The 24,384-nt window shown below is 74.6% G+C and carries 21 protein-coding genes; 12 read left to right on the plus strand and 9 right to left on the minus strand.

Going from position 1 to position 24,384, the window contains the following annotated elements:
- Positions 1-74 precede the first annotated feature (74 nt).
- Positions 75-2,798: a DNA polymerase I gene (polA, locus tag ACZ6CZ_RS04115; protein ID WP_469014222.1), complete on the plus strand. Its 2,724-nt coding sequence runs from the start codon at positions 75-77 to the stop codon at positions 2,796-2,798.
- Positions 2,799-3,370: 572 nt separating this feature from the next.
- Here the strand turns inward: polA and ACZ6CZ_RS04120 are convergent.
- Positions 3,371-4,306 (minus strand): DUF4184 family protein, encoded by a 936-nt coding sequence (locus ACZ6CZ_RS04120; RefSeq protein WP_469014223.1) that lies wholly within the window; start codon positions 4,304-4,306, stop codon positions 3,371-3,373.
- A gap of 338 nt (positions 4,307-4,644) precedes the next feature.
- On the opposite strand from ACZ6CZ_RS04120, the gene ACZ6CZ_RS04125 reads away from it, so the two are divergent.
- On the plus strand, positions 4,645-6,426 hold the full coding sequence (locus ACZ6CZ_RS04125; protein WP_469014225.1) for a lytic transglycosylase domain-containing protein: 1,782 nt from the start codon (positions 4,645-4,647) through the stop codon (positions 6,424-6,426).
- A 99-nt stretch (positions 6,427-6,525) separates the two neighbouring features.
- Here the strand turns inward: ACZ6CZ_RS04125 and hrpB are convergent, their stop codons facing one another.
- Positions 6,526-9,081: an ATP-dependent helicase HrpB gene (hrpB, locus tag ACZ6CZ_RS04130; protein ID WP_469014227.1), complete on the minus strand. Its 2,556-nt coding sequence runs from the start codon at positions 9,079-9,081 to the stop codon at positions 6,526-6,528.
- Positions 9,078-9,938 carry a class I SAM-dependent methyltransferase gene (locus tag ACZ6CZ_RS04135; RefSeq protein WP_469014228.1) on the minus strand — a complete coding sequence of 287 codons (861 nt, stop codon included), beginning with the start codon at positions 9,936-9,938 and terminating at the stop codon, positions 9,078-9,080. Before ACZ6CZ_RS04135 ends, hrpB begins: the two co-directional genes overlap by 4 nt.
- A 331-nt stretch (positions 9,939-10,269) precedes the next feature.
- On the opposite strand from ACZ6CZ_RS04135, the gene rpsA reads away from it, so the two are divergent.
- From rpsA to ACZ6CZ_RS04155, 4 genes are all read left to right on the plus strand, one after another.
- Complete coding sequence (gene rpsA / locus ACZ6CZ_RS04140) at positions 10,270-11,772, plus strand: 30S ribosomal protein S1 (protein WP_469014230.1); 1,503 nt, start codon at positions 10,270-10,272, stop codon at positions 11,770-11,772.
- Between the two features lie 271 nt (positions 11,773-12,043).
- Positions 12,044-12,982 carry a PAC2 family protein gene (locus tag ACZ6CZ_RS04145; RefSeq protein WP_469014232.1) on the plus strand — a complete coding sequence of 313 codons (939 nt, stop codon included), beginning with the start codon at positions 12,044-12,046 and terminating at the stop codon, positions 12,980-12,982.
- A gap of 76 nt (positions 12,983-13,058) precedes the next feature.
- Positions 13,059-13,703, plus strand: coding sequence for a dephospho-CoA kinase (gene coaE, locus ACZ6CZ_RS04150; RefSeq protein WP_469014233.1), 645 nt, complete (start codon positions 13,059-13,061; stop codon positions 13,701-13,703).
- 50 nt (positions 13,704-13,753) lie between these two features.
- On the plus strand, positions 13,754-14,134 hold the full coding sequence (locus ACZ6CZ_RS04155) for a tetratricopeptide repeat protein (RefSeq protein WP_469014234.1): 381 nt from the start codon (positions 13,754-13,756) through the stop codon (positions 14,132-14,134).
- Positions 14,135-14,151: 17 nt separating this feature from the next.
- On the opposite strand, the gene ACZ6CZ_RS04160 is transcribed toward ACZ6CZ_RS04155, so the two are convergent.
- A complete protein-coding gene (locus tag ACZ6CZ_RS04160; RefSeq protein ID WP_469014235.1) occupies positions 14,152-14,448 on the minus strand; it encodes a DUF6343 family protein in 297 nt (98 codons plus the stop codon).
- A gap of 149 nt (positions 14,449-14,597) precedes the next feature.
- On the opposite strand from ACZ6CZ_RS04160, the gene ACZ6CZ_RS04165 reads away from it, so the two are divergent.
- Together ACZ6CZ_RS04165 and ACZ6CZ_RS04170 are read left to right on the plus strand one after the other, a co-directional pair.
- Entirely contained in the window at positions 14,598-15,278 is a 681-nt protein-coding gene (locus ACZ6CZ_RS04165) for a class I SAM-dependent methyltransferase (RefSeq protein ID WP_469014237.1), read from the plus strand.
- Between the two features lie 90 nt (positions 15,279-15,368).
- Positions 15,369-15,833, plus strand: coding sequence for a DoxX family protein (locus tag ACZ6CZ_RS04170; protein WP_469014239.1), 465 nt, complete (start codon positions 15,369-15,371; stop codon positions 15,831-15,833).
- A 93-nt stretch (positions 15,834-15,926) separates the two neighbouring features.
- Here ACZ6CZ_RS04170 and ACZ6CZ_RS04175 read toward each other — a convergent pair whose 3' ends face one another.
- Positions 15,927-16,547 carry an RNA-binding S4 domain-containing protein gene (locus ACZ6CZ_RS04175; protein WP_469014242.1) on the minus strand — a complete coding sequence of 207 codons (621 nt, stop codon included), beginning with the start codon at positions 16,545-16,547 and terminating at the stop codon, positions 15,927-15,929.
- 121 nt (positions 16,548-16,668) lie between these two features.
- Here ACZ6CZ_RS04175 and ACZ6CZ_RS04180 point away from each other — a divergent pair, with 121 nt between their 5' ends.
- Entirely contained in the window at positions 16,669-17,523 is an 855-nt protein-coding gene (locus ACZ6CZ_RS04180; RefSeq protein ID WP_469014244.1) for a uracil-DNA glycosylase, read from the plus strand.
- 29 nt (positions 17,524-17,552) lie between these two features.
- Here ACZ6CZ_RS04180 and ACZ6CZ_RS04185 read toward each other — a convergent pair whose 3' ends face one another.
- Positions 17,553-18,017: a GNAT family N-acetyltransferase gene (locus ACZ6CZ_RS04185; protein ID WP_469014247.1), complete on the minus strand. Its 465-nt coding sequence runs from the start codon at positions 18,015-18,017 to the stop codon at positions 17,553-17,555.
- On the minus strand, positions 18,014-18,436 hold the full coding sequence (locus ACZ6CZ_RS04190; protein WP_469014249.1) for a RidA family protein: 423 nt from the start codon (positions 18,434-18,436) through the stop codon (positions 18,014-18,016). The genes ACZ6CZ_RS04185 and ACZ6CZ_RS04190 overlap by 4 nt, the downstream gene beginning before the upstream one ends.
- 291 nt (positions 18,437-18,727) lie before the next feature.
- Between ACZ6CZ_RS04190 and ACZ6CZ_RS04195 the strand changes: the two genes are divergently transcribed.
- Together ACZ6CZ_RS04195 and ACZ6CZ_RS04200 are read left to right on the plus strand one after the other, a co-directional pair.
- The gene (locus ACZ6CZ_RS04195; protein WP_469014252.1) at positions 18,728-20,584 is read left to right on the plus strand and encodes an FUSC family protein; all 1,857 of its coding nucleotides are present in this window, start codon (positions 18,728-18,730) and stop codon (positions 20,582-20,584) included.
- 134 nt (positions 20,585-20,718) lie between these two features.
- Positions 20,719-21,366: a DUF899 domain-containing protein gene (locus tag ACZ6CZ_RS04200; RefSeq protein WP_469014255.1), complete on the plus strand. Its 648-nt coding sequence runs from the start codon at positions 20,719-20,721 to the stop codon at positions 21,364-21,366.
- A gap of 43 nt (positions 21,367-21,409) precedes the next feature.
- On the opposite strand, the gene ACZ6CZ_RS04205 is transcribed toward ACZ6CZ_RS04200, so the two are convergent.
- Positions 21,410-22,033, minus strand: a complete 624-nt coding sequence (locus ACZ6CZ_RS04205) for a histidine phosphatase family protein (RefSeq protein WP_469014257.1) — start codon at positions 22,031-22,033, stop codon at positions 21,410-21,412.
- A gap of 280 nt (positions 22,034-22,313) precedes the next feature.
- On the opposite strand from ACZ6CZ_RS04205, the gene ACZ6CZ_RS04210 reads away from it, so the two are divergent.
- Positions 22,314-22,490 carry a hypothetical protein gene (locus ACZ6CZ_RS04210; protein WP_469014260.1) on the plus strand — a complete coding sequence of 59 codons (177 nt, stop codon included), beginning with the start codon at positions 22,314-22,316 and terminating at the stop codon, positions 22,488-22,490.
- 5 nt (positions 22,491-22,495) lie between these two features.
- Here ACZ6CZ_RS04210 and ACZ6CZ_RS04215 read toward each other — a convergent pair whose 3' ends face one another.
- A complete protein-coding gene (locus tag ACZ6CZ_RS04215) occupies positions 22,496-24,307 on the minus strand; it encodes an ABC transporter ATP-binding protein (protein WP_469014383.1) in 1,812 nt (603 codons plus the stop codon).
- Positions 24,308-24,384 lie beyond the last annotated feature (77 nt).

Here is a 24,384-nt window from a genome sequence, read left to right on the forward strand (position 1 = left end):
CCGCGCCGGCCGGGCGGCTCCCCGGCGGCCACCGCGGGCCCGCACTGTCAGTGGGCCGTGGCAGGATCGGGGGCGTGGCAGAGACAGCACCGAAGCAGACCGACACCCACCCCGGCGGCCGTCCCCGGCTGATGCTCATGGACGGGCACTCGCTGGCCTACCGCGCGTTCTTCGCGCTGCCCGCGGAGAACTTCACCACCGCGACGGGCCAGCCGACGAACGCGATCTACGGCTTCGCGTCGATGCTGGCCAACACGCTCCGTGACGAGGAGCCCACGCACTTCGCGGTGGCCTTCGACGTCTCGCGCAAGACCTGGCGCTCGCAGGAGTTCACCGAGTACAAGGCGAACCGCTCCAAGACGCCGGACGAGTTCCGGGGCCAGGTCGAGCTGATCGGCGAGCTGCTCGACGCGATGCACGCCGAGCGCTTCGCCGTCGAGGGGTTCGAGGCCGACGACGTCATCGCCACCCTCGCCACCCAGGCCGAGGCCGCGGGCTTCGACGTGCTGATCGTCACCGGCGACCGCGACTCCTTCCAGCTGGTCAGCGACCACACGACGGTGCTGTACCCGACCAAGGGCGTCTCGGAGCTGACCCGCTTCACCCCGGAGAAGGTTTTCGAGAAGTACGGGTTGACGCCGGCCCAGTACCCCGACTTCGCGGCGCTGCGCGGGGACCCCTCCGACAACCTGCCCGGCATCCCGGGCGTGGGCGAGAAGACCGCCGCCAAGTGGATCAACCAGTTCGGTTCGTTCGCGGAGCTGGTCGAGCGCGTCGACGAGGTCAAGGGCAAGGCCGGGCAGAACCTGCGCGACCACCTGGAGGCGGTCAAGCTGAACCGCCGGCTGACCGAGCTGGAGCGCGCGGTGGAGCTGCCCAAGGCCGTCGCCGACCTGGAGCGGGCCCCGTACGACCGCAAGGCCGTCGCGATGATCCTGGACACCCTGGAGATCCGCAATCCGTCCCTGCGCGAGCGGCTCTTCGCCGTCGACCCCGGCGCGGAGGAGGCCGAGACCACCCCGGTCAGCACGGACGGCGTGCAGCTGGACGGCAGCGTCCTGGGCACCGGCGAGCTGGCCCCCTGGCTGGCCGCACGCGGCGCGCAGACCCTGGGCGCCGCCACCGTGAGCACCTGGGCGCTGGGCGCCGGCTCGGTCGCCGAGGTCGCGCTGGCCGCCGCCGACGGCAGTGCCGCCTGGTTCGACCCCTCCGAGCTGGACGAGGCCGACGAGAACGCGTTCGCGGCCTGGCTGGCCGACCCCGGCCGCCCCAAGATCCTGCACAACGCCAAGGCCGCCATGCGGGTCTTCGCCGAGCACGGCTGGAGCGTCGGGGGCGTGGCGATGGACACCGCGCTCGCCGCCTACCTGGTCAAGCCCGGCCGCCGCTCCTTCGACCTGGACGCGCTGTCCCTGGAGTACCTGCACCGCGAGCTGGCCCCGGCCGCCGCGGCCGACGGCCAGCTGGCCTTCGGCGCGGACGACGGCGCCGAGGCGGAGGCGCTGATGATCCAGGCCCGGACCGTGCTCGACCTGGGCGAGGCCTTCGAGGGCCGGCTCCAGGAGGTCGGCGCGGCGGACCTGCTGCGCGACGTCGAGCTGCCCACCTCCGCCCTGCTGGCCCGCATGGAGCGGCACGGCATCGCGGCGGACCGCACCCACCTCGAGGCGATGGAGCAGATGTTCGCCGGGGCGGTGCAGCAGGCCGTGAAGGAGGCCCACGCGGCCGCCGGCCACGAGTTCAACCTCGGCTCGCCCAAGCAGCTGCAGGAGGTCCTCTTCGGCGAGCTGGCCCTGCCCAGGACCAAGAAGACCAAGACCGGGTACACCACCGACGCCGACGCCCTCGCCTGGCTCGCCGGCCAGACGGACAACGAACTACCGGTGATCATGCTCCGCCACCGGGAGCAGGCCAAGCTGCGCGTCACGGTGGAGGGCCTGATCAAGACCGTCGCCGGCGACGGCCGTATCCACACCACGTTCAACCAGACGGTGGCCGCCACCGGGCGCCTGTCCTCCACCGACCCCAACCTGCAGAACATCCCCGTCCGCACGGACGAGGGCCGGGCCATCCGGCGCGGGTTCGTCGTCGGCGAGGGCTTCGAGTCCCTGATGACGGCCGACTACAGCCAGATCGAACTGCGCGTGATGGCCCACCTCTCCGAGGACGAGGGCCTGATCGAGGCGTTCACCTCCGGCGAGGACCTGCACACCACGGCGGCGTCCCGGGTGTTCGCGGTGGAGCCCGCCGCGGTGGACGCCGAGATGCGCCGCAAGATCAAGGCGATGTCCTACGGCCTGGCGTACGGGCTGTCCGCGTTCGGTCTGTCCCAGCAGCTGAACATCGACGCGGGCGAGGCACGCGCGCTGATCGACGCGTACTTCGAGCGGTTCGGCGGGGTGCGGGACTATCTGCGCCGGGTGGTCGACGAGGCCCGGGCGACCGGTTACACCGAGACCCTCCTCGGCCGCCGCCGGTACCTGCCCGACCTCAACAGCGACAACCGCCAGCGCCGCGAGACGGCGGAGCGCATGGCGCTGAACGCCCCTATCCAGGGCACGGCGGCGGACATCGTCAAGGTCGCCATGCTCAACGTCGACCGGGCGCTGCGGGAGGCGGACCTGACGTCCCGGATGCTGCTCCAGGTCCACGACGAGATCGTCCTGGAGATCGCGCCCGGGGAGCGCGAACGCGTCGAGGAGATCGTCCGCCGCGAGATGGCGGGCGCCGTCGACCTCCGCGCTCCGCTGGACGTCTCGGTCGGCGTGGGCCCGGACTGGGAGTCGGCCGCGCACTAGGGTCTTTCGTCCGGGTCACGCCGGTCACGTCCCCGCCGCCCGCCCGCAGGCGGGTCCCGCGCGTGTCGCAGGGCGGCGGGGACGTGACCGGCGGGCCACGGCGTACGGTCCTGCCCTCGGCGAAAACCGCAGCTCAGGGCACCAGCCGGACGCCCGGGACCGCCCGGAGCTGCCGGGAACCGTCACTCACGTGGCCCCCGTCAGAACGCCCACCGGGCCGCCCGGCGGTGAGGATGCGGTCATGGGTATACGCATGCTCCATCGCCGGACGCCCGAGGCGGGCACCACGGCCCGGGCGGACACCGCCGGGGTCCGGGACGCCTCGCACGCGCCGGTCCCGGCCCTCGCGGCCGACGCAAGCACCGCCCGCATCCCCGCCGACCTCGCCGCCACCGTGCGCACGGCCGCCACGGCGTTCCGGCACCGGCTCAGCGCCCGCACCGCGCGGGCGGACCTGCCGCGCCTCGCCTGGCGCCAGTGGGCCGATCTCGGCCGCGGTCACCTCGCCCTGCTCCTCGACCGGCTCCCGCGGACCCGCCCCCGGCGCACCCTCACCGTCTTCGTGGCCCCCCTCACCGCGAATCCGGCCGGTCCCGGCCGGCACCGACCGCCCGGCCAGGACCGCCGGGACCAGCAGGACCGCCGGGACCAGCAGGACCGGCCGGCCTCCCCGGCTTCCCGCCCTTCCCGGGAGCCGCGAAGTCCCGGGCCGGACGCCACGCCCTGACCCCGAGGGCGTACAGCAGCACGCCCAGGCACAGCCCGGCGCCCGCCCCGAAGCACACCGTGGGCACCAGGTCCCAGAGCCTCGTGCCGCCGTGCCCCCGCCACTGCCGGGCCCGCTGCGCCGCCCCCAGCACCGCGCAGCCGCCGAGCACCGCACCGGCCCGCCACCGGTCCCGCACCGACAGCGCGGGTACCCCGGCCGGGCCGGCGGGGCCGGCCGCCGGTGCCCGCCGCAGCGCCCGGGTCAGAAAGACGGCGATCACCACGGCCGCCACCGCCGAACTGCCGTACTGCGCGCACGTGTAGAGCGGCACGCCGTGCGGCCGCCGGCTGCCGAGCGCCGGGAACAGCCGCGTGCCCCACCGGTCGTGGTGCGTGAACGCGTCCCACACCACGTGCGTCAGCGCGCCGAGCACGGCGCAGACGTACCAGCGGGCGACGCCGGCGGCCCGCACGCGCGCGCGGGGCGCCCCGCAGCGCAGCAGCGCCGCCGGCCGCGCCTGCCGGGCCCGGGGCGCCAGTGCCACCAGCGGCTCGCGCACCAGCAGCCACAGGCCCACCAGCGCCCAGGCGATCGGCACGTCGGCGGTGAACACACCGGTGAACGAGTGGGTGAACACGCCGAACTCCATGCCGCCCGGCAGGACACTCGCCGCGTAGTACGTCATGTCCGGCGCGAAGGAACCCGCCACCAGCACCGCGGGCACCAGCCGCCCCCGCCCGGTCCCGTCCCCGCGCACCCCCGGCAGGACGGCGGCCGCATGGCTGAGCGTGAACGGCAACGGAGTCCCCTGGTGCGGTCGTCGGCCGTCGTCGGGGGCCGGTGATCACGTCGGTCCAGTATGCGGGAGCCGGTGTGCGCGGACCCGGTCCGGGCGGTGGACACCGCACCGACGGCATATGGCCAACCGGTGAAAACCGGGCACGAACAGCTGTTGGCGCAAAGCAAGTTGTCGTAGGGTCACCTGGGTCGCCGTGCCCGGCGCACGGTCGAACGCACCTTCGTATGACTCGAAAGGTGGAACGGGGGCAACCACTGGACCGGCTCGACCGTCACACCTGGGGCGAGGCAGACAGACGGAGACGGGCGCTTCGGGCGCCCTTGGGAGGGATTCACTCTATGGCGGCGCATTTCGGCAACCGGTTGCGCAAGGGGGCGGCGACGACCGCCGTGGCCGCGGCGGTGGTCGCGGCCCTCTCCGCCTCCCAGGCACCGGGGGTGACGGCCGAGGACCCGGGCAGACAGACCTCGGCCGACGCCGGCGCTCCCACCGGGGACGCCGGGGCCGGCGCCGCCGCCACCGGCAACTCGCCGTACTACACGGACCTTCCGCCGCTGGACAGCCCCGAGCCCGGCCCCACCCCGTCGCCGGTCATCGGCACCCCGGTCTCCCGTGGCGAGGCCGAGGCGGGCATCCCCGCGACCGTCCTGGACGCGTACCGCAGGGCCGCGGCCGAGCTGCGCGGCTCCAAGCCGGGCTGCAACCTGCCCTGGGAACTCCTCGCCGCCATCGGCAAGGTGGAGTCCGGCCAGGCCCGCGGCGGCCGGGTCGACGCCGACGGCACCACCCTCGGCCGCATCCTCGGCCCGCAGCTCGACGGCAACGGCTTCGCGCTCATCAAGGACACCGACAACGGCCGCTACGACGGCAACAGCTCCTACGACCAGGCCGTCGGGCCCCTGCAGTTCATCCCGTCCACCTGGGCCTGGGCCGGCCGCGACGGCAACGGGGACGGCGTCAAGGACCCCAACAACGTCTACGACGCCGCGCTCGCCGCCGGCCACTACCTGTGCCGCAACGGCTGGGACCTGTCCGTCCAGGGCGACGTCGACCGCGCGATCCTCAGCTACAACAACTCCCAGGACTACCTCGCCACCGTCCGGTCGTGGCTGGAGTACTACCGCACCGGTACGCACGAGATCCCCGACGGCACCGGCAGCCTGCCCTCCGGGCGCAGCGACACCGGCGGTGGCAGGAGCACCTCCCCGAGGGCCTCCGAGCCGCCCGCGAAGAGCCCGAGGCCACACAAGCCGCACAAGCCGCACCGGCCGGGCGGCGGGACGAGCCCGACCCCGCCGAGCCCGACCCCGCCGAACCTGCCCACCCCGCCGGCGCCGCCGATCCCGCCGAGCACCCCGAGGACGCCCACCCCCACCGACACCGTGGACCACCTCGAGGACGCGGGCACGGCCCAGCTGACCGCGACGGCCGGGCACGCGTTCACCGACCGGATCAGCACGCGCGCGGAGTCGAAGACGGGCAGGAGCGTCGCCAAGGTCCGCGTCCGGTTCACCATCACCGGGGACACCGACGCCACCTTCACCGGCGGCGAGAGCGTGGCCACGGTCCTCACGGACGCCAAGGGCCTCGCGCTCGCCCCGGCGCTCCAGGCGGGCGAGAAGACCGGCGACTTCACGGTCCGCGCCACGGTCGTGGGCCGCTCGCTGCGCGGCGTCGACTACGCGGCCACGGTCACCGCGCGCGCCGCCGACACCCTGGCCCGCACCGGCGACACCGCGCTCAGCTGCCCGGCGGGCGGCGAGTTCGCCGACCGGGTCCAGGTCAAGGCGACGTACAAGGGCGCCGTCGCGGACCGGGTGGCGGCGACGGCCACGCTCGTCGCGTCGGCCGGTGACACCGCCGCCAACGACAAGGGCCCCTACTTCAAGGACGCCGACGGCAAGGCCGTCCGCACCCTGAGCGGCCTCCAGACGGACGCCGACGGCCTGCTGCTCCTGCCGAAGCTGTACGCGGACGACACGGCCGGCACCTTCCTGCTGCGCGTCACCACCACCGGCGGCGCCACGCTCACCGTCGAGCTGAAGGTCATCGCGGCCGCCGCCACGCCCTCGGCCGATCCGTCGGCCGGCGCCGACCCCTCGCCGAGCCCCAGCGCGTAAGGCACCGCACCCCCGGGGGCGCCCCGTCCGCAGCGGCGGAGGAGGCGCCCCCTCGGCGTACCCGGCGCCGTCCTTGGCGGCCGGGGGAGCCAGGGCCGGTCAGCGCCTGAGCCGGGCGCTGGTGTGCCGGGTCGGCTCGGCGCCGGCGGGGTCCTCGGGCCACGGATGCTTCGGATAGCGGCCGCGCAGCTCCGCCCGCACGCCCTTGTAGCCGTCCTTCCAGAAGGAGGCCAGGTCGGCCGTGACCGCGACGGGCCGGCCGGCCGGGGAGAGCAGGTGGACCAGGACGGGCACACCCGCCACGGCCGGTGACTCCTGGAGCCCGAACATCTCCTGGAGCTTCACCGCGAGGACCGGCCGCTCGGGATCCCCGTAGTCGATCCGGATCCTGGACCCACTCGGTACGGTGATCCGCTCCGGGGCCAGCTCGTCCAGCCGGGCCGCCACACCGCCCGCCCAGGGCAGCAGCCGCGCGAGCGCCTGACCGGCGTCGATCCGGGCGAGGTCGGCACGCCGCCGCGCCCGGCCCAGTTCCGGCTCCAGCCACTCCTGCACGCGCGCGTGCAGAGCGCCGTCCGAGACGTCCGGCCACGGCTCGCCCAGACGCGCGTGCAGGAAGGCCAGCCGCTGCCGCAGTTCCCGGGCGTGCGCCGACCACCGCAGCAGCCCGAAGCCCTCCCGCCGCAGCCCGTCGAGCAGGGCCTCACGGACGAGCGCGGGGGAGGGGTCCGCCAGCGGACGCACCGACAGCTCCACGGCTCCGAGCCGCTCGACCCGCCGCGCGACGACGTCCCCCTCGGCCCAGCGCACTTCCTCGCACCGCTCCAGGAGCGCCCCGGCCGCCTGCCGCGCGGCGTCCTCGTCGATCACCGCCGCGAGCCGCACGCGCGCGTGCCCCGCACCGGCCGGCCGGTCGGCCACGGCGACGACGAGCCAGGGCGTGCCGTGCAGCGCGGACCCCTCGGGGAGCTGCGCCCGGGTGCCGGAGAGCATGAGGCAGGACCCGCCGTCCAGCCTCGCGATCCGCTCCGGGAAGGCGAGGGCGGCGACGAGCCCGGCGACCCGGTCGTCCCCACCGCCACCCACCTCGCCCGCCGCACCCGCCGCGCCCGCCGCCCGGGACCGGCCACCGCGACCGGACGGCGCGCCGGACTCCCCGGCCACGCCCCGCAGCCGCCGCACCTCGGTGCGCCACCGGCCCGCGTACGCGTCACCGCCGCGCCGGGCGGCCCGCAGCGCGGCGGCGAGGTCCGAGCCGTACTCCCGGGGCACCTCCTCGCTCAGCAGCGCGACCACCTCGGCGGCCCGCTCCGCGCCGACCGCCGCGGCCGCGTCCAGCAGGGCCCGGCCCAGCCGCGGGTGCAGACCCAGCCGGGCCAGCCGCGCCCCGCGGTCCGTGGCCCGGCCCGCGGTGTCGACCGCCCCGATCGCCGTGAGCACCTCCCGCGCCGCCGCCATCGCCCCGCCCGGCGGCGGGTCCAGCAGCGCCAGCCCGGTGGCCCCGGGATCGCCCCAGCACGCCGCCTGGAGCGCGAACGCCGTCAGGTCGGCCACCTTGATCTCCGGCGCCGGGAAACGCGCCAGACGGGCGTCCTCCGCCTCCGTCCAGCACCGGTACACCGCTCCCGGGGCCTCGCGGCCGGCCCGGCCCGCGCGCTGCCGCCCCGCCGCCTGCGACGCCCGTACCGTCGCCAGCGCGCTCAGCCCGCGCGCGTGGTCCACCCGCGGCTCCCGGGCCAGCCCCGAGTCGACGACCACCCGCACCCCGGGCACCGTCAGCGACGACTCCGCCACCGACGTCGCCAGGACCACCCGGCGCCGCGGCGCCACGGTCAGCACCGCTTCCTGCACCGCGGCCGGCGCCCGCCCGTGCACCTGGAGCACGTCGACGCCGCCGAGCCCGCCGAGCTGCCCGGCGACCCGCGCGATCTCGCCCACCCCGGGAAGGAAACACAGCACGTCCCCCTCCCGCTCGGCCAGCGCCCGCCGCACCACCGACGCCACGTGCGTCAGCAGCGCCGGGTCCACCCGCGTCCCGTGCGGCGGCCGGACCGGACGCGCCGGCGGCGCCCAGACGACCTCCACCGGGTGCGACACGCCCGCCGCCTCGACCACCGGCGCGTCACCCAGCAGCCGCGCCCACCCCTCGGCGTCGGTCGTGGCGGACGCGGCCACCAGCCCCAGCTCCGGCCGCAGCGTCCGGCGCACGTCCCACAGGAAGGCCGCCGCCGTGTCCGCGTCCAGATGCCGCTCGTGGCACTCGTCGAGCACGACGACGTCGACCCCGGTCAGCTCCTGGTCGCGCTGGAGCCGCTGCAGCAGCACGCCCGTCGTGACGACCTCCACGCGCGCGTGCGGCCCCACGACCCGCTCGCCGCGCACGGTGTAGCCGACGCTGTCACCGGTCTGCTCGCCCAGCAGCCACGCCATGCGCCGGGCCGCCGCGCGGGCGGCGATCCGGCGGGGTTCGGCCACGAGCACCCGCCGCGCCGGCCCGCCGCCGGTCAGCCCGGCCAGCGCCAGCGGCACGAGCGTCGTCTTGCCGGTGCCCGGCGGCGCCACCAGGACGGCGGTGCCGGGCCCCGCCAGGGCGTCGCGCAGGGCGGGCAGCGCCGTGCGCACGGGCAGCGCGTCGAGGGCGTCGTGGCGGATCACGCCCCCGGACGCTCCCGCTCGCACACGAAGATCGCCGTCCCCGGGATCAGCTTCCCGCGCAGCGGGGACCAGCCGCCCCACTCCGAGGTGTTCCACGCCGGCCACTCCGGCTCGACCAGGTCCACCAGCCGGAAGCCCGAGGCGACGATGTCCCGGACGCGGTCGCCGAGCGTCCGGTGGTGCTCGACGTACACGGCGCGGCCGTCGTCGTCCTGCTCGACGTACGGCGTCCGGTCAAAGTAGGAGGACGACACCGACAGTCCCTCCGGGCCCGGCTCGTCCGGGAAGGCCCAGCGGAGCGGGTGCGTCACCGAGAACACGAAGCGGCCACCGGGGCGCAGCACCCGGTGCACCTCCCGCAGCACCTGCCGGGGGTCGGCGACGAAGGGCAGCGCTCCGTACGCCGAGCACGCCAGGTCGAAGGAGCCGTCGGCGAAGGGCAGCGCGCCGGCGTCCGCGCAGACGAGGGGGAACGATCCGCCGATGCGCAGCGCGTGCTGGAGCTGGCGGTGGGAGAGGTCGAGGGCCACCGGACGGGCCCCCTGGGCGGCCAGCCAGCGCGCGCACTGCGCGGCGCCGGCGCCGATCTCCAGGACGTCCCGCCCCGCGAGCTTCTCCGGCGGCCCGAGCAGCTCGGCCTCCACCTCGTCCAGGCCCTCCGGGCACCAGACGAAGCGGTCGTCACCGAGGAACGTGCCGTGCTCGACCTGGTACTCGTCCGCGTTGCGGTCCCACCAGCCCCGGTTGGCGCGGGAACTCTCCGTGACGTCCGCGTCACGTCGGGTGGCTTCGGGTTCGGACGCTTCCGGCTCTTGGATGATCGGCTCCCTCGTCGTACTCTTCCGTCCATCCCTCACCTGAGGTGTCACGGACGGGGCCCCTCGGGCCCTTCGTGGCCTCGTGGGACGATTCTTGTGCCGGGAATGCGGCAATCCGCCCCGGGTGTGCGCCTTCGCGCATTGACCCTGCCCGGCTGCCCCCGTATGCTACAAGTTGCGCTGCGGGCCTGCGCACCTCAGACGTAGCAGGCTGCGCTCGCATCTGTATGTATGTCCCCTCGGTTGTCGAGGCGCCATCACCGTTCCCGGTGGGGCGCTTCCTTGGCTGTCCGGCTTCTGCAGAGCGAAACGGGCTCCCGGCGTAAGCAGTACCTACGACTTCAATGTCCGTACCGGAGCCCTTTCCCACATGACGAGCAGCACCGAGACCACCGCCACCACCCCGCAGGTTGCGGTCAACGACATCGGTAACGAGGAAGCCTTCCTCGCCGCGATCGACGAGACGATCAAGTACTTCAACGACGGCGACATCGTCGACGGCGTCATCGTGAAGGTCGACCGGGACGAGGTCCTGCTCGACATCGGTTACAAGACCGAAGGCGTCATCCCGAGCCGCGAGCTCTCCATCAAGCACGACGTCGACCCCAACGAGGTCGTCGCCGTCGGTGACGAGATCGAGGCCCTTGTTCTCCAGAAGGAGGACAAGGAAGGCCGCCTGATCCTCTCGAAGAAGCGCGCCCAGTACGAGCGTGCCTGGGGCACCATCGAGAAGATCAAGGAAGAGGACGGGATCGTCACCGGTACCGTCATCGAGGTCGTCAAGGGTGGTCTCATCCTCGACATCGGCCTCCGTGGCTTCCTCCCGGCCTCCCTGGTCGAGATGCGCCGCGTTCGCGACCTCCAGCCCTACGTGGGCAAGGAGCTCGAGGCCAAGATCATCGAGCTGGACAAGAACCGCAACAACGTGGTCCTGTCCCGCCGTGCCTGGCTGGAGCAGACCCAGTCCGAGGTCCGCCAGACGTTCCTCACGACCCTCCAGAAGGGTCAGGTCCGTTCCGGCGTCGTCTCCTCGATCGTCAACTTCGGTGCCTTCGTGGACCTGGGTGGCGTCGACGGTCTGGTCCACGTCTCCGAGCTGTCCTGGAAGCACATCGACCACCCCTCCGAGGTCGTCGAGGTCGGCCAGGAGGTCACGGTCGAGGTCCTGGACGTCGACATGGACCGCGAGCGCGTCTCCCTGTCGCTGAAGGCGACCCAGGAAGACCCGTGGCAGCAGTTCGCCCGCACGCACCAGATCGGCCAGGTCGTGCCCGGCAAGGTCACGAAGCTGGTTCCGTTCGGTGCGTTCGTCCGCGTGGACGAGGGCATCGAGGGTCTGGTCCACATCTCCGAGCTGGCCGAGCGCCACGTGGAGATCCCGGAGCAGGTCGTCCAGGTCAACGACGAGATCTTCGTCAAGGTCATCGACATCGACCTCGAGCGCCGCCGCATCAGCCTCTCGCTGAAGCAGGCCAACGAGGCCTTCGGTGCCGACCCGGCGTCGGTCGAGTTCGACCCGACCCTGTACGGCATGGCCGCGTCGTACGACGACCAGGGCAACTACATCTACCCCGAGGGCTTCGACCCCGAGACCAACGACTGGCTCGAGGGCTACGAGACCCAGCGCGAGGCGTGGGAGCACCAGTACGCCGAGGCGCAGACCCGCTTCGAGCAGCACCAGCAGCAGGTCATCAAGTCCCGCGAGGCGGACGAGAAGGCTGCTGCCGAGGGCGGCGACACGGCGGGTGCGGCTCCGGCCGCGTCCGGTGGTGGCGGTTCGTACTCCTCCGAGGGCCCGGACACCTCCGGTGCGCTGGCCTCGGACGAGGCCCTTGCGGCCCTGCGCGAGAAGCTGGCCGGCGGCCAGAGCTGATCGCTGCCGCTGAGGCATAGCGGATCACTGGAGGCCCGCATCCCCGACCGGGGATGCGGGTCTCCGGCGTGTCCGGCCCGGCGTGCCCCTTTTTCGGTGTGCCCCGCGCCCGGCCCGCCGTGTCCTCTCCCGGTGTGCCCGGCCCCGTCGTCGTGGACGGCTGGAGACCGGCACGAGAAGGCGCTGAGAGGTGCCTGATCAGCCGCGTGGCCGGGAATGCCCATGCCCCGGGGCGCGTTGAGGGGTACGGACACGAGGAGGAGCGGTCACAGTGCTTGATCCGCAGGGTTTGTACGCATGGGAGCCGAAGGGCCTGGCCGTGGTCGACATGGCGCTCGCCCAGGAGTCGGCCGGCCTGGTCATGCTCTACCACTTCGACGGATACATCGACGCGGGTGAGACCGGCGACCAGATCGTCGACCGGATCCTCGGTTCGCTGCCCCACCAGGTCGTCGCCCGCTTCGACCACGACCGGCTCGTGGACTACCGGGCCCGCCGCCCGCTGCTGACCTTCAAGCGCGACCGGTGGACCGAGTACGAGGAACCGGGCATCGAGGTCCGGCTCGTCCAGGACGCCACCGGGGCGCCCTTCCTGCTCCTGTCCGGCCCCGAGCCGGACGTGGAGTGGGAGCGCTTCGCGGTCGCCGTACGGCAGGTCGTGGAGCGGCTCGGGGTGCGCCTGTCGGTCAACTTCCACGGCATCCCGATGGGCGTCCCGCACACCCGTCCGGTGGGCCTCACCCCGCACGGCAACCGCACCGACCTCGTCCCGGGCCACCGCAGCCCCTTCGACGAGGCCCAGGTGCCCGGCAGTGCCGAGGCGCTGCTGGAGTACCGCCTCATGGAGGCCGGGCACGACGTCCTCGGCGTCGCCGCCCACGTCCCGCACTACATCGCCCGCTCTCCGTACCCGGACGCCGCGCTGACCGTCCTGGAGGCCATCACGGCGGCCACGGGACTGGTCCTGCCCGCGGTCGCGCACTCCCTGCGCACGGACGCGCACCGCACCCAGAACGAGATCGACCGGCAGATCCAGGAGGGCGACGAGGAGCTGACCGCCCTGGTGCAGGGCCTGGAGCACCAGTACGACGCCGCTGCCGGCGCCGAGACCCGGGGCAACATGCTCGCCGAACCGGTGGACATCCCCTCGGCGGACGAGATCGGCATGGAGTTCGAGCGCTTCCTGGCGGAGCGCGAAGGGGACGCCTAGCCCCGGTGGCCGGTCCCGCCGGTGGCCCATCCCGCCGGTGGCAGGGTCCGCCTGCCGCGGCACTAGGCTTGCGCGCATGCTGAGAGTGGGCCTGACCGGTGGGATCGGCGCCGGCAAGAGCGAGGTGTCACGGCTGCTCGTGGAGCACGGCGCCGTGCTGATCGACTCCGACCGCATCGCGCGCGAGGTGGTCGCGCCCGCAACGGCGGGTCTCGCGGCCGTCGTGGAGGCCTTCGGCCCGGAGGTGCTCGCCGGGGACGGCAGTCTGGACCGGCCCCGGCTCGGCTCGATCGTCTTCGCCGACCCCGCGAAACTGGCCGCCCTGAACGCCATCGTGCACCCCCTGGTGCGCGCCCGCTCCGACGAGCTGGAGAGCGCCGCGGCCGACGACGCCGTCGTCGTGCACGACGTGCCGCTCCTCACCGAGAACGGCCTGGCCCCGCTGTACGACGTCGTGGTCGTCGTCGACGCGAGCACCGAGACCCGGCTCGACCGGCTGGTGCGGCTGCGGGGGACGACCGAGCAGGACGCACGCGCGCGCATGGCGGCGCAGGCGACACGCGAGCAGCGCCTGGAGATCGCGGACATCGTGATCGACAACGACGTGCCCCTGGAGGCGCTGGAGCGCCGGGTGGCGCAGGTGTGGGACGACCTGGTGCGCAGGGCACGTACGGCCGCCGGGGGTTCTGGCGACGCCGCGGCCGGGCCGCCCGGGGAATAGCGTCCGCCCGGGCGCGCGTTGAACCGCCCGAGTGAGGGAAGGACTCTGCCGTGCCCGAGACCAGCGGTCCCACCGGACGTACGCCGGAGACGCATGTCATCGACTTCCGTGCCGCCGAGCAGCTGCTCAACGCACGGGACCCGCGGGGTGCGGTCAAGCTGCTCGACGGGGTCATCGCCGCGCACCCCGAGAACACCGCGGCCCGTCTGCTGCGCGCGCGTGCCTTCTTCGCCGCCGCGCAACTGCGACCCGCCGAGCTGGAGTTCACCGTCGTGCTGGAGCGCGAGCCGGACAACGCCTACGCCCACTTCGCGCTCGCCCGCACCTACGAACGCCAGGGGCGTCCCGACCAGGCCAAGCGGCACTTCCGGCTGGCCGCGGCCCTGGACCCGAACCCCGAGTACCTGAAAGCCGCCCGCTTCGACTCCTGACCCGCCCGGCCGCCCCGTCAGGGGTGGTGGTGGCGCGGGGGCCGCCCGTAGCGCGTCCGGCCGTCCACCGGCCGGTACGGCGGCACGTCGCGGCCCGGCTGGTAGTGCGGGCCCTGCCGGATGTGCCTGAGGATCACGGCCATGTCGACGGCGGCCACCAGGAGCACCGCCCCGCACGCGGCCGCCCAGGCCGTCCGCCCGGCCAGCGCGAACGCCGTCGTGCCGAGGGCCGCCCAGGCCGCTCCCCACACGCTCAGCCACAACCGCGCCCGCAGGGCACTGCGCGCGGTCACCGGCTCGTTGCCCGTACGCATCGGATCATCACTCCCTCTTGCAACGTACTCCCCGGGCGGACGTTCACCAAAGGTTCCCGGCTCGGACCGGATTGACTCGAAGGGGTGAACCAGTGCGATGGGGGAACGGCTGTGCGGGAGTGGGCCGTTGTGCGGGCATGACGGTCGAGATGCGTGCGGGACATGAGGGAACGGGACCTGGGGCGATCACCCCGGACGGCTGCGCGGTCGAGCTGTACGCGCGGCTGCCGGTGGGCGACGAGCCGGACATCATCGCGGCGGCCGTGCCGCCCGGAGCGCACATCCTGGAGCTGGGGTGCGGTGTGGGGCGCGTGACCCGTCCGCTGCTGGAGCGCGGGTTCACGGTCACGGCGGTGGACGAGTCCGCGGAGATGCTGGCGCGCGTCCGCGGCGCGCGCACGATATGCGGTCCGATCGAGGACCTGGACCTGGGAGAGACGTTCGACGTGGTGATGCTGGCGTCGTTCCTGGTGCACGCCGGTGACGCGGAGGTGCGCCGGGCCCTGCTGCGCACCTGCGTCCGGCACCTGGCGCCGGGCGGCCGCGTGCTCATCCAGCGAGAGGGCGCGGACTACCACTCGAACGTGCCGCGGGAGCGGGTCGACCCCAGCGGCTTCACCGTGCGGATCGTGTCGGCGGAGCCTGTCGGCGACGGGGTGAACGCGGTGCGGGCCGAGTACGTGTTCCCGGACGCGGTCTGGACCCAGACCTTCCTGGCGAGGCCGCTGACCGTAGAACAGTTCGAACAGGCGCTGGCCGAGGCCGGACTGGAGGTGGACGCGTATCTGACCCCGGACGGCATGTGGGTGCGGGCGGTGCCGGCGGCGTAGGAAGAGGCACGGCGCGCGGCGATGAGTTCCCGGGTGCGAGCCGGTCCACCTCCCGACAGCAACCGCGGGACCACTGCCCAGGGAGACCCCATGTCCGAGACCGCCGCTCACGTCGCCTCCGCCTCCGCTCCCGCCTCCGCGGGCCCCGTGGCCGCCGCCACGCCCGCGCGCGGGCGCCGGGCGCGGATCGCTCTGCGGGCCGTGCAGATCCTGCTCGCCCTCTTCTACGGGATCGCGAGCGCGCTGCCCAAGCTGATCGCGCACCCGACGGCCGTGGAGTCCTTCGACAGGATCGGCTGGGGCAGCACCGGCATGTACGTCATCGGCGTGCTGGAACTGGCCGGTGCCGCCGCCCTGCTGGTTCCGGTGCTGCAGTCGGTGGCGGCGGCGGCGCTGGGCGCGCTGATGGCGGGCGCGTTCGTCGTCCAGCTCACCGTCTTCGACGGCCAGAACGCGGCGACCCCGCTGATCCTGATCGTGCCGCTGGCCCTGATCGCCTGGGCCCGGCGGGAGCGGAACGCGGAGCTGCTGCGGCTGGTGCGGCGACAGGCGTGAGCGCGCCGTGCGCGACAGCGCCGGTGACGCCGGCCGGGCCGCGGGGGCCCGGCCGGCGTCACCGGCGGGCCGGGGCCGGGAGGCGCGCCCGGGTCACCGTCCCCGGCTGCCTCCCGCCGGGCGGCCGCCCGGGCCGCCGAGGTTGCGCAAGGCGCGCAGCCGTTCCAGTTCGCGGCGGTCGCGCTTGGTGGGGCGGCCGGTGCCGGGGTCGCGCAGGCCGGCGGGGGCGACGGCCTCGCGGGGCGGGGGCGGCGGGGAGTTGTCGAGGTAGCACTGGACGGCCACCGGGGCGCCGACCCGCTTGCGGATCAGCTTCTTGACGATGACGATCCGCTCCCGGCCGTCGTGCCGCAGGCGCACCTCGTCGCCGATGCGCACGGAGTAGGCGGGCTTCACCCGCTCGCCGTTCACATGCACGTGCCCGCCCCGGCAGGCGGTGGCGCCCAGGGAGCGGGTCTTGATCAGGCGCACGGCCCAGATCCAGCTGTCGATCCGTACGGTCTCGCCCGGCCCGGGCCCGGCGGCCTCGGCTGCGGCCACGGCGGCGGCGATCCTGGGGTCGGGCTCGGGCCCGGGGTCCGCCACGAGGGGCCCGCCGCCGGTGGCGCCGCTGTGTGTCGCGTCCTTCGCCGCGGTGGCGCCCTGCGCGGCGGCGCCGTCCGTCGTGCCGCCGGTGTCACGGTTCATGTTCTCGTCCGCATCCTCCGAAGCCATGGTCCCGACCCTAACGCTCCCGCCCCGGTGAACCGCAGCGGTTTTCCGGGTGCGGCGCCGGCACCGGCGCCTCACCGGTCGTGCCCCTTGCCGCACGCGTGCGGGGGCATACGGTGATCGTATGGACGGGCGTACGGACGGCCGCGGGGACGGTCACATGGACGGGCCGCAGGAGGCGCGTGCCGACGGCCGCGCGGACGGCCGCGCGGACGGCCGCGCCGACGAGCGGGCGGACGATCGCGCGGGCGCCTGCGCGGACAGCCGGGTGGCCGATCCCGCGGACGGCGACAGTGCCCTGGCCCGCCTGGACCGGCGCGTCGCCGGCTGCCGGGCCTGCCCCCGCCTGGTCGCCTGGCGCGAGGAGGTGGCCCGCACCAAGCGCGCCGCGTTCGCGGACTGGACCTACTGGGGCCGGCCGGTGCCCGGTTTCGGGCCGGACGACGCCCGGCTGCTGATCATCGGGCTGGCCCCGGCCGCGCACGGCGGCAACCGCACCGGCCGCATGTTCACCGGCGACCGCTCCGGGGACGTGCTCTACCAGGCGCTGTACGACGTGGGACTGGCCTCCCGGCCCACCTCGGTCAGCGCCGACGACGGGCTGCGGCTGCACGGCGTCCGCGTCACCTCGCCGGTGCACTGCGCCCCGCCCGCCAACAAGCCCACTCCCGCCGAACGCGACACCTGCCGCCCGTGGCTCGTGCGCGAACTGGAGCTGCTCCGCCCGACCCTCCGGGCCGCCGTGATCCTGGGCGCGTTCGGCTGGCAGGCGGCGCTGCCCGCGTTCACCGCGGCCGGCTGGACGGTGCCGCGCCCCCGGCCGGTCTTCTCGCACGGCGCCCGGGTCCCGCTGGACGGCGTCGACCTCTTCGGCTGCTTCCACGTCAGCCAGCGCAACACCTTCACCGGCCGCCTCACCCCCGAGATGCTCCGCGAGGTGCTGCGCACGGCGGCGCGAACGGCCGGCCTGCCCCGCTGACCCCGCCGACCCCGCTCGGGACGGCACCGCTACGGCCGCCACACATAGCGCACATCGGGCTCGCGCTCCTCGTTGCCGCTGCCGTCCGTGCGCTCGGCGGCGACGAAGCCGTGCCGCTCGTAGAAGCGGTGGGCGGGCTCGTTGACCTGGAAGGTCCACAGCGTGAGGCCGTCCGGGCGGCGCTCCTTGGCCAGGGCGAGGAACCGGTCGCCGAGGCCGCGCCCCCGCCACCCGGGATCGAGGTACAGCTGGGACAGCAGGCCGCCGTCGAGCACCATCACCCCCACGATCCCGCCGTCCGCCGCCCCGGCCGCCTCGGCCACCCACGTCTCGCGCAGCGGTACGACGACGTCCCGGAAGTGATCCCGCACCTGGTCGTCCGACCGCGGCCGTACGACGGTCGGCAGCGCGGCGGCGAAGGACCGCAGCCAGACATCGGCGGCGGCCCGGGCGTCGGGCGCGGCGGCGCGCCGCAGGACGACGGTGTCGGTCACAGCTCCGCGGACTCCGCGCCCTCGGGCACCACGGCCGTCGCCGTGATCTCCACCAGCTGCCCGGTGTAGCCGAGGCAGGCGACCCCGAGCAGTGTCGACGCGTGGGGTCCGGTGCTGAGCCCGGAGGCCTCGACCACCTCCCACACCGCGGAGAGGACCGCGGGCTCGGCGCTGACGACGTACACGTCCGTCGACACGACGTGCGGCAGGTCGCTGCCCACCGCCAGCAGCTGCTCACGCAGGTTGGCGACGACCTGCTCGGCCTGCCGCACCGGATCGCCCACGCCGACCACCTCGCCCTTGGCGTCGAGCGGGACCGCGCCGGCGAGGAACGCCAGCTTCGTACCGGCCTCCACCACGCTGGCGTGGGAGTACGTGGGCGGCGGGAAGAGGCCGGGGGCGGTGACGCGCTGGATCATGGACGCTCCTGAAGTGGTCGCCGGGCAACCTCCCGATCATCGGCACCGGACCCCGCCGTCCGCATCTGCTTTTCCGACCGGACCGCCCCCCACGGCGCGGGCGGCGGGCCGCCGGGAATAACCCGCCGCACCCCGGGCATTGCGTTCGAGAAGACCCCGTGGTCCCGGCAGGCTTTCACAGCGCCGAAACGCGGACGTTCCTTCTCACCCGGGAACGCCGCCTATCGTGGATCACACCCCCGGCCACCGTCGCCCGAAGGCACACCCCGCCCTCGTCCGGACAGGAGCCCCGTGTCCCGCGCCCTCCCCGCACCGCCCCTCTGGCTCGCCCACGCCCTGCGCACCCAGCGTGGTCCCGTCCCCTGGAGCGCGGTCACGCGGGGCGCGCTCGCCGCCGGGCCCCTGCTCCTCGCCGCCGTCCTCGGCGGCCGCACCTCCCTCGGTGTCGTCGCCGCCATCGCCGCGATGCTCGCCGGGATCAACGACCGGCCGGGCAGCCGGCGCGCCTCCGTCCGACGGCTCGGGGTGCCCGCGCTGGCCGGAGCCCTCGGGCTGGTCGTCGGGACGGACGCCGGGCGCCAGCTGGGTGCCGTACCCCTGACCCTGCTGCTCACCCTGCTCGGCCTGGCCGCCGGAGGGATGAGCGCGGTCGGCCCGGTCGCCTCCGCGGCGGGGACGCAGCTGCTGGTCGCCTCCGCGATCGGCGCCGGTATGCCGCTGCCCGAGTCCGGCTGGCAGCGGGCCCTGGCCTTCCTGGCCGGCGCCGGCTGGCTGCTCCTGCTGCGGCTGGCGCTGCCCACGCCCGGAGCCCTCACCGGGGACTACCGGTTCGACGGGGAGCGGGCCGCCGTCGCCGACGTGTACGACGCGGTCGCCGAGCTCCTGGAGGCCGCCGGCACCGACGGGGCCACCGCCCGGCGGGCCGCGCTCACCGCCGCCCTCGACCATGCCCAGGACGCCCTCACCGGGCCCCGGCTGCGGCGGTACGCCAGTTCCGCGGCCGAGCGCCGGCTGCACGCCCAGTACGCGGCCGCCCTGCCCCTCGCCGAGGCCGCCACCGCCCTCGCCTGGGCCGGTGAGCCCGTCGGCGAGCGGGCCGCGCAGGCGCCGCGCCGCCTGGCCGCCGCCGTCCGCGGCAACCGCTCCACCGGGCCGCTGCCCGCGCCCCGCCGCGCCGCCCCGGCCCTGCGCGCCCTCGACGACGCCCTGCTGCACGCCGCGGAGGTCTTCGACCGGGCCGGGGAGGAACGCCGGCGCATGCCCTCCCGCCGCCGCGGCGCCGGGGACGTCCTGCGCACCGCCCTGGGCACCGGCGGCCGGGAGTACGGGCTGCGCGTCGCCCTCTGCTTCGGCGCCGGCGCGGCCATCGCCCAGGCCCTGCACCACGCCCGCTGGTACGGCCAGCACCAGCACTGGTACTGGCTGCCCGCCACCGCCGTCTTCCTCGTCAAGCCCGACCTCGGGCCGCTCGCCTCCCGGGTGCTGTGCCGGGCCGCCGGAACCGTGCTGGGGGCGCTGGTCTTCGCGGGTCTCGCGGCGGTGCTGCCCCGGCCGGCCGGGCTGATCGCGCTGGTGGCCGTCTGCGGGGCGCTCGTCCCGGTCGCCACCCGGCACTTCGCCGCCCTGACCGCCGTCGTCACCGTCCTCGTCCTCGCCCTGGTCATGGTCGGAGGCGAGCCGCAGGCCTCCCTCAGCCGGATCGCCGAGACGCTGCTGGCCTGCGCGATCGTGCTGATCGCCGGGCACCTGCCGATGCCGGGTGAGCGGGGCGGCACGGTACGCGCCCGGCTCGCCGCCGCCGGGAACGCCGCCCACGCCTACCTCGCGCACGTGCTCGGGGAGTCCGGCGACCGCGCCGAACGCTGGGCGCTGCGGCGCGAGGCCTACCGCACGCTCGCCGAGGCCCGCAGCGCCATCGCCCTCGCCGCCGCCGAGCTGCCCGCCCTCGCCCGGCACACGGCGGGCACGGACGACGTCGCCGCCCGGCTGGAACGGCTGGTCGACACGACCACGGCGTGCGCCGTGCACCTCGACGACACCGGACGGCTCGGCCCCCTGCACACCCGCCGGCTCCGGGAACTGCTGGCCCGGCTGGAGCAGGACCGCGAGCGCCTCGGACTGCCCGAGCCCGAACCGGTCGCCGCGTGACCCGGCGGCGGTGACCGGAACGGGCCTCGGAGGCCGCGGTGGAAAGAATTCGCGCCGCCCGCCGATGAGTTCCGCTCCCGCCCGCGGTCACCACCCGGAACCGACCGTCGTGCAGGAGGGCTGGAGGGCCGTTCATGTCGCTTCCGGAGATCGTCTCGCGCGAGCAGTGGCGCGCGGCACGCGAGGAGTTACGGCGCAAGGAGGAGGCGGTCCGGCGCGCCCGGGACGTGCTCGGCGCCGAACGCCGGCGGCTGCCCAGGGTGGAGGTCGACCCGGAGTACGTCTTCGAGGGCGGCGACGGCAAGGCCACCCTGCTCGACCTCTTCGAGGGCAGATCGCAGCTCGTCGTGCACCACTTCATGTTCGCGCCGGAGTGGGAGACGGGCTGCCCCTGCTGCTCCGCCTTCCTCGACCAGGTCGGCCACCTGGCGCACCTGCGCGCCCGGGCCACCTCCTTCGCGGCCGTGTCGCGGGCCCCGTTCACGACGATCCTGCCGTTCAAGGCGCGGATGGGCTGGACGGTGCCCTGGTACTCCTCGTGCCACAGCGACTTCAACCGTGACTTCGAGGCGACCGTGGAGCACGGCGGCGGGCCGGTCGAGCGGCCCGGCCTGAGCTGCTTCCTGCGCGAACGCGACCGCGTCTTCCACACCTACTCGGTGTACGACGACGGACTGGACGGCCTGGGACCGGCCACCAGCCTCCTCGACCTCACCGCGCTCGGCCGCACCCCCGACGGCGCCGACCCGGTCGTCCGCCACCACGACGAGTACGAGGACTGACCGGCACCGACGACCGCCGACGAGCATCGAAGCATGCCGGGAGTCAGACGTGGAGCTCCGGCGGGAAGCCGGTCCAGCGGAGTTCGGCGGGGAGGTGGCCGGTGTCGTTGAAGAGGAGGAGCGCCGGAGGGCGGTCGGGTGCGTAGCGGATGACGGTCAGGGCAGCGTTGGCATGGTTGATGCCCAGCCATCGCCACTTCGGTGCGTCGAGGGCGGCCCGGACGAGCCAGCCGATGAGGAAGTTGTGGGTGACGACCAGCTCGTGTCGCGGTTCGTCCCCCACGACGGTCCCGGTGAACTCCGCGAGTGCCGCCGCCGCCAGCCCGGGGCCCTGCTCGCGTTCCCCGGCCGTGAACCGGCCCAGGAACTCGATCCACGCGTCGGCCGCCTCCGGCGGCAGTTCCTCGCGTGCCGGCAGGTGGGGGAGGTAGTCGCCGGCCGCTTCGGAACGACGGCAGGGGACTGCGCCGAGCCGCTCACCGACCAGCCGGGCGGTCTGTTCGGCGCGGGGGAGGGGCCCGTGGCTGATCGCTGCCAGCGGGACCCCGCGCAGTCTCTCCCCCAGCAGGGCGGCTTGGCGGCGGCCCGCGTCCGTCAGCTCGCTCTCGTCCGGCGATGCCTCGCCGTGCCGGGCGAGATAGAGGTAGCGGGCGGCCCTACCGGTCATGGAAACGTCCTTCGGTGAAGTCGATCCTGCGGACGTCAGGGAGGGACGCAGGTCCACGCCGGCCGGTTCCGAGAAGGCTGGATGGAGCCGGGTCTCGAGCTGGACGAGGGGGTCCGGACGAGGGCGGTACGGAAGACCCTCTTCCTGTCACCAAGTGAACGGATCCTCACCCTCCGCGGTGACAGCGCGTCAGCAATGTCTCAGTATGGTCACCGACCGAGGCTTTTCCCTCTCCAGGGCGTTAACTCCCTACACGTACGACGCTTACTGGAGGTGCGAGATGGTGAACGGGCGAACGGTGCTCGAACGCTTTCCCGCCGGCGGGCCGCGGGGATCGTGGCCGGCTGAGGAGTTCGCACACGCGAGGCGCCTCGAAGGGCTGCCCGCGGAGGTGGTCATGGACCTCGCCACCGACACGTTCCTGGTGATCGTGCGGGGTGCCGCCGCCCTGGAGTGAGCGGCTCAGCCCGCCTTGGGAGCGGGCAGCCGCGCCGTGAACTGATCCGCCTGCAACGCGTACAGCTCCGCGTAGACACCGCCCGCGGCGAGGAGTTCGCCGGGGCTGCCGGACTCCACCAGCCGTCCCTGGTCGAGGACGTGCACCAGATCCGCGTGCCGGACCGACGCCAGCCGGTGCGTGATCAGCACGACGGTCTGGCCGCCCTCCGCCAGCGCGCGGATCTTCTCGAAGACCTCCAGCTCGGCCCGGGCGTCCAGGGCGGCCGTCGGCTCGTCCACGATGAGGATGTGCCCGTGCCGGTAGGCGGCCCGGGCGATGCCGATGCGCTGCCACTGGCCGCCGGACAGCTCGTGCCCGCCGCTGAAGTCGCGGGCCAGCAGCGTGTCCAGGCCGCGCGGCAGGTCCGCGACGACCTCCTGCGCGCCGGCCTCGGCCACCGCCGCGGCCAGCCGCTCCTCGGTGAGCGGTGCCGACGAACGGCCGACGGCCACGTTGACCCGGGCGGTGAACGGCCAGCGCTTGAAGTCCTGCGCCACCATCGCGATGCGCTCGGCGAGCTGGTGCCGGTCCGCGCTCGCCGCGTCGACGCCGTCCCACAGGATCCGGCCGCGCTCCGGCGTGTAGAGGCCGGCGAGCAGCTTGACCAGGGTCGTCTTGCCCGAGCCGTTCTCGCCGACGAGCGCGATGATCCGGCCCAGCGGGAGGGTGAGGGTGACGTCGTCCAGGGCGGGGCGGGTGGCGTCCCCCGGGTAGCTGAAGGAGACGTGTTCGAACCGGATCTCCTTCGGGTCCACCGGCAGCGGCGTACCGCCCACCGGGATGGCCCGCTCGGCCGCCGCCACGTACAGCCGCTGGAGATCGCCCACGAACAGCGCCTCCTCGTGCAGCTGGTTGACCTCCAGCACGAGCGTGTCCAGACTCGCGGACCCGGTGCGGATCGCGATCACCGCCGTACCGGCCACCGACAGGGCCATCGCCCCGGTCAGCAGCAGCGCGCCGAGCGTGGTGTACGTCGCCGCCGTCGCCAGCCCGGTCCAGGCGGCCGCGAACAGCCCGGTGCGCGCGGCCAGCCGGGCGAGGCGGGCCTGCTCCGCCTCCGCCGTCTCCGCCATGGAGCGGAAGTGGCGCAGCAGGAACGGGCCGACGCCGTGCACCCGGATCTCGGGGGCCGAGGCCGGTTCGGTGAGCAGATTGGCGATCAGGTGTCCGGCCCGGGCGTGCTGCACCCAGGTGTGGAAGGACTCGTAACGGCGCCGGGCGTTGGTCAGCGCGCCCCAGGCGCTGGGCAGGGTCATGGTCACCAGCAGCGGCAGCAGCGCCGGGTGCAGCACCGTGAGCACACCGGCCGCCGCGGCCAGGGAGATCACCGCGTTGATCACCCGGGTGCCGTACGAGATCATGCGGCGGGCCGACTGGGCGCCGTACTGCGCGGTGTCCAGCAGCTTGTGGAAGGTGTGGTCCTCGATCGCCGCCAGCTCCACGGCCGCCGCCCGCTCCAGGTACAGCTCCGTCGCCACCCGCTCCACCTTGGGCTCCAGGCGTCCGGTGGCGTACGTCGACGCGGCCCGCAGCAGTGCCGACACCAGGACCACCCCGGCCATCACGATCAGCGCCGGGGCGGCGCCGCGCAGCCGTTCCCCGATCGCGCCGGCGCCGATCAGCCCGCCCAGCACGCTGTTGACGGCCAGCAGGCTCACCGCCTGGGCCAGGCCCCGGCCCGTCTCGGCGGCCAGGACGATCCGGGCGGCCGCCGGGTCCGCCTGCCGGGCCAGCCGGAGGCTGGACGCCAGCATGCCGGGCAGTCGGACGACCATCGCCCGGAACCCCAGCTCCAGGAAGGCGTCCTGGTGCTGGTTCCAGCCTGTGTCGTACCGCAGCGGCCCGCCGAACA

It is taken from the genome of Streptomyces sp. NPDC041135 (assembly GCF_055592085.1).

Bases quoted from the DNA above. Each gene is read 5' to 3' on its own strand.
- coaE (WP_469014233.1), top strand. From the start codon at position 13,059: ATGCTGAGAGTGGGCCTGACCGGTGGGATCGGCGCCGGCAAGAGCGAG.
- ACZ6CZ_RS04165 (WP_469014237.1), top strand. From the start codon at position 14,598: ATGCGTGCGGGACATGAGGGAACGGGACCTGGGGCGATCACCCCGGAC.
- ACZ6CZ_RS04200 (WP_469014255.1), top strand. From the start codon at position 20,719: ATGTCGCTTCCGGAGATCGTCTCGCGCGAGCAGTGGCGCGCGGCACGC.
- ACZ6CZ_RS04180 (WP_469014244.1), top strand. From the start codon at position 16,669: ATGGACGGGCGTACGGACGGCCGCGGGGACGGTCACATGGACGGGCCG.
- ACZ6CZ_RS04215 (WP_469014383.1), bottom strand. From the start codon at position 24,307: ATGGTCGTCCGACTGCCCGGCATGCTGGCGTCCAGCCTCCGGCTGGCC.
- ACZ6CZ_RS04170 (WP_469014239.1), top strand. From the start codon at position 15,369: ATGTCCGAGACCGCCGCTCACGTCGCCTCCGCCTCCGCTCCCGCCTCC.
- ACZ6CZ_RS04190 (WP_469014249.1), bottom strand. From the start codon at position 18,436: ATGATCCAGCGCGTCACCGCCCCCGGCCTCTTCCCGCCGCCCACGTAC.
- ACZ6CZ_RS04175 (WP_469014242.1), bottom strand. From the start codon at position 16,547: ATGGCTTCGGAGGATGCGGACGAGAACATGAACCGTGACACCGGCGGC.
- rpsA (WP_469014230.1), top strand. From the start codon at position 10,270: ATGACGAGCAGCACCGAGACCACCGCCACCACCCCGCAGGTTGCGGTC.
- ACZ6CZ_RS04205 (WP_469014257.1), bottom strand. From the start codon at position 22,033: ATGACCGGTAGGGCCGCCCGCTACCTCTATCTCGCCCGGCACGGCGAG.
- ACZ6CZ_RS04125 (WP_469014225.1), top strand. From the start codon at position 4,645: ATGGCGGCGCATTTCGGCAACCGGTTGCGCAAGGGGGCGGCGACGACC.
- ACZ6CZ_RS04210 (WP_469014260.1), top strand. From the start codon at position 22,314: ATGGTGAACGGGCGAACGGTGCTCGAACGCTTTCCCGCCGGCGGGCCG.
- ACZ6CZ_RS04160 (WP_469014235.1), bottom strand. From the start codon at position 14,448: ATGCGTACGGGCAACGAGCCGGTGACCGCGCGCAGTGCCCTGCGGGCG.